The organism is Streptomyces adustus (genome assembly GCF_009377175.1).
GTDB classification, from domain to species: domain Bacteria; phylum Actinomycetota; class Actinomycetes; order Streptomycetales; family Streptomycetaceae; genus Streptomyces; species Streptomyces adustus.
In genome coordinates this window covers 1-3,606 of record NZ_VJZD01000449.1, presented here as the reverse complement: position 1 = coordinate 3,606, position 3,606 = coordinate 1, and the positions used below count along the sequence as shown (strand labels likewise).

Below are 3,606 nucleotides of genomic sequence, written 5' to 3'. Positions count from 1 at the left end.
CCATCGCCCGCCCGCCGCCCGCCACCACCGCGGCCGTGGTGGCCGCCCTCAGCACCTCCAGCGCCCGCGCCCTGAGCGCCAGCCGATCCTCCAGCCGCTCGGGCGGCGCCGGGAGGTCGGCGAGGTCGTAGGCCAGGCGCCGCACCTCGTCGAGCCGGCCGCGCAGCGGGCCGGCGACGTCGTCCTCCAGCAGATCCAGCGCGGCCCGCGCGACCCCGAACACCGCCGGTGACGCGTTCGACGCCTTGACCCGGTCCGCCGCGGCCCACCGGTCGTAGGGCGTGCGCAGCGCCACCGCGTCCTCGGCCAACCACAGCCCGTCCAGCTCCAGCGACACCGTGCGGGCGGCGGTCAGCGCCGCGAGACGCATCGGCCGCGACGCCCGCAGCCCCGGCTGCTCCCGTGCCTCGGTGAAGGCGAACAGCGCCTCGCCGGCCTCGGTGACTCCGGCCAGCAGCAGTACGTCGTTCAGGCCCCACCCGGTGTACCAGGGCACCGTTCCGTCGAACCGCCACCCACCCCGTTCCCGGGTGACCCGCACGGGCGTGCGCGGAAACGCGCGCAGGTGCGCGTATGCCACCCCGGACAGCAGCTCCCCGCGCGCCAGCGGACCCAACAGGCGTTCGCGCACCGGCAGTTCGCTCTTGGCCAGGGTCAGCACCGGTGTGTGGTGCTGGGTCTGCACGAACCACGTCGAACAGCACGCCCCGGCCAGGATCTCCGCCGTCTCCCGGGCCACCGCGCCGGGCGCCGACGAGCCGCCGTACTCCGTCGGAGCGCTCATCCCGAGCAGTCCCGACCGCTTGACCGCCTCGATGTGACTCGCGGGCACGCCCTCCTGGTCGACGCGCTCGGCCTGCGGGGCGAGGACGTCGTCCGCGAGGAGACGGGCGCGGGCGACGAGCGGATGCGATGCGACGGTCATGCGGAGATTCTTCCGGTGTCCCGGCGCGGGATGTCGATCCGGCGGCCCGCCGTTCGTGTAGGAGGTGGGGAAACGCCCGGACCGACCCACGACGCCAAGGAGTCCGTCATGAAGTACTACCTGCTCAGCGTGATCACACCGACCGACGGAGAGCCGCCCTCGCCGGAGGGGATGGCGCGGATCCAGCGCAACCTGGAGACCTTCCACCAGGAGCTGCGCGAGGCGGACGCCTGGGTCTTCGCGGGCGGACTGCACGGCACGGAGACCGCCACCGTCCTGCGCCCCCGGGGTGACGAGGTCCTGGTCACCGACGGGCCGTACGCCGAGGGCAAGGAGTATCTGGGCGGCATCTGCCTGATCAAGGCCCCCGACCTGGACGCGGCCCTGCACTGGGGGCGGCGGGCGACCTGGGCCACCACGCTCCCGATCGAGGTGCGCCCGTTCATGGGCGAGGCCTGATGCCACCCGATGTCGAGGCGGTCTTCCGCGCGGAATACGGCCGCGCGGTCGCCGTCCTCGTCCGCTTCCTCGGTGACATCGATCTCGCGGAGGAGGCCGTCCAGGACGCCTTCACGACCGCCGTGCGCAGTTGGCCGGAGACCGGCGCGCCGCCGAGCCCCGCGGGCTGGATCATCACCACCGCGCGCAACCGGGCCGTCGACCGGCTGCGCCGCGAGTCCACCCGGGACGCCCGGCAGACCGAGGCCGTCCGGCTGTACGCCGCCGATCCGCCCGCCGAGGAGGGACCCGTGCGCGACGACCGGCTCCGGCTGATCTTCACCTGCTGCCATCCCGCGCTCGCTCCCCGGGCGCAGGTGGCCCTGACCCTGCGTCTGCTCGGCGGACTGACCACCGCGCAGATCGCCCGCGCCTTCCTCGTCCCCGAACCGACGATGGCCCAGCGTCTGGTCCGCGCCAAGGCCAAGATCCGCGACGCCCGGATCCCGTACCGCGTGCCTCGTGACGCGGACCTCCCGGACCGGCTCAAGGGCGTGCTGGCCGTGATCTACCTGATCTTCAACGAGGGGTACACCGGGGATCCCGGGCTGTGCGCCGAGGCCGTCCGTCTCGGCCGTCTCCTGGCGGAGCTGATGCCGGACGAGCCCGAGGTCGCCGGTCTGCTGGCGCTGATGCTGCTGATCGAGTCCCGCCGTCCGGCCCGGTTCGACACGGGCGGAGCCCTGGTCCCGCTGCCCGAGCAGGACCGCGCCCGCTGGGACGCCGGGCTGATCGCCGAGGGGCAGGACCTGGTCCGCCGCTGCCTGCGCCGCAACCGTCCCGGCCCCTACCAGGTCCAGGCCGCCGTCCAGGCCGTGCACAGCGACGCGCCGACGGCCGCGGCCACCGACTGGGGACAGATCCTGCGGCTCTACGACCAGCTCGCGATCCTCGCCCCCGGCCCGGTCGTCGCGCTGAACCGGGCCGTGGCCGTCGCCGAGGTCCGCGGCCCCGGATTCGCCCTGGACCTGCTGGACGGCCTCGGCCTCGACGGCTACCACGTCTTCCACGCGGTCCGTGCGGACCTGCTGCGCCGCCTGGGCCGGACCGGCGAGGCGGTTCAGGCGTACGAGGCGGCGATCGCGCTCACCGACAGCGCGGCCGAGCGAGCCCACCTGGAACGCAGGCGCGGCGAGCTGGCGGACGCACGGCACCCCTGAGCCCCGGTCGACAAAGCCCGTCGACAAAGCCCGTCGACAAAACCGGTCGACAAAGCCGGTCGACAAAGCCGGTCGACCGGGCCGGCCGGCGGAGCCGGTCAACGGGGGCGGGCGATCGGGCCGGTCGGCCGGGTCGGTGATCAGGAGGCCCAGACCCCGTCCCGCATGAGATGCCGACCGGGCAGCTCGGGCACCCCGCGCCAGGCCTGCACCGCGCGCGGACGCACCCGGAAGTAGGCGTACACCGCACGGTCCGTGCGAGGGTCCCAGCCGGTCTTCGTCCGGAACGCGTCCGCCGCCGCCTCCGGCACGTCCGCCGCGCCGAACGTCTCCACGTCACCGTCCACGAGGACGACGTCCTCGGTGTCCCCGAACGCCAGCCGGGCCCGCCGGCCGTGGCGCAGATTGCGGCCGGTGGGGTTGGCCGGTCTGGTGGCCAGCCACAGCGCCTCGCCCTCCCAGACGAACCACAGGGCCACCAGACACGGCAGCCCGTCGGCGTCCGCGGTGGCGACCCAGACGTCCCGCTCCCGCTCCAGCCGGTCCCGCACGTCTTGCCTGCGCTGTTCGAGGGTGCGAGGCGTGCCGTTGATCGTCATGGTGGGGACGCTAACGGGCGCCGTCGCCGCCACGCCTCGGGCCGCAGGCGGAACGTGCCCCGGTCCGGGGACCTACGCCGGGCCGAAGGAGCCGGGCCCGACGAGCCTGGACGGGTGACTGGCGTGCACGGAGTTTTACGTATAACCTCACCCGCTAATCGCACGTACCGAAAGGCCCCGACTCCCCGATGAGACGCATCGCCCTGGTCACCCTCGTCGTCGACGACTACGACGAGGCGATCCGCTTCTACACGCAGGCGCTCGGCTTCGACCTCGTCGAGGACACCGAGCGCCCCGACGGCTCGCGGTGGGTCGTCGTGGAACCCGGATCGGCCGGCGCCGAAGGATCGGGCACCGCGCTGCTGCTCGCGCGGGCCAAGGACGACGCGCAGCGCGGCCGGGTCGGCGACCAGACGGGCGGGCG

The 3,606-nt window shown here is 74.1% G+C and carries 5 protein-coding genes; 3 read left to right on the top strand and 2 right to left on the bottom strand.

Translation table 11 applies throughout. The annotated features are described in order from the left end of the window. On the bottom strand, positions 1-925 hold a 925-nt coding region (locus tag FNH09_RS45320), incomplete at its 3' end, for an acyl-CoA dehydrogenase family protein (RefSeq protein WP_152895704.1). 108 nt (positions 926-1,033) lie between these two features. Here FNH09_RS45320 and FNH09_RS45315 point away from each other — a divergent pair. Then, positions 1,034-1,384 carry a YciI family protein gene (locus tag FNH09_RS45315; protein WP_152895703.1) on the top strand — a complete coding sequence of 117 codons (351 nt, stop codon included), beginning with the start codon at positions 1,034-1,036 and terminating at the stop codon, positions 1,382-1,384. Continuing rightward, the gene (locus FNH09_RS45310; RefSeq protein ID WP_152895702.1) at positions 1,384-2,583 is read left to right on the top strand and encodes an RNA polymerase sigma factor; all 1,200 of its coding nucleotides are present in this window, start codon (positions 1,384-1,386) and stop codon (positions 2,581-2,583) included. The genes FNH09_RS45315 and FNH09_RS45310 overlap by 1 nt, the downstream gene beginning before the upstream one ends. Positions 2,584-2,723: 140 nt before the next feature. On the opposite strand, the gene FNH09_RS45305 is transcribed toward FNH09_RS45310, so the two are convergent. Beyond that, the gene (locus FNH09_RS45305; protein ID WP_152895701.1) at positions 2,724-3,182 is read right to left on the bottom strand and encodes a pyridoxamine 5'-phosphate oxidase family protein; all 459 of its coding nucleotides are present in this window, start codon (positions 3,180-3,182) and stop codon (positions 2,724-2,726) included. Positions 3,183-3,370: 188 nt separating this feature from the next. On the opposite strand from FNH09_RS45305, the gene FNH09_RS45300 reads away from it, so the two are divergent. Then, positions 3,371-3,606, top strand: a 236-nt coding sequence (locus tag FNH09_RS45300) for a VOC family protein (protein ID WP_202919893.1), incomplete at its 3' end; no start/stop codon positions are given.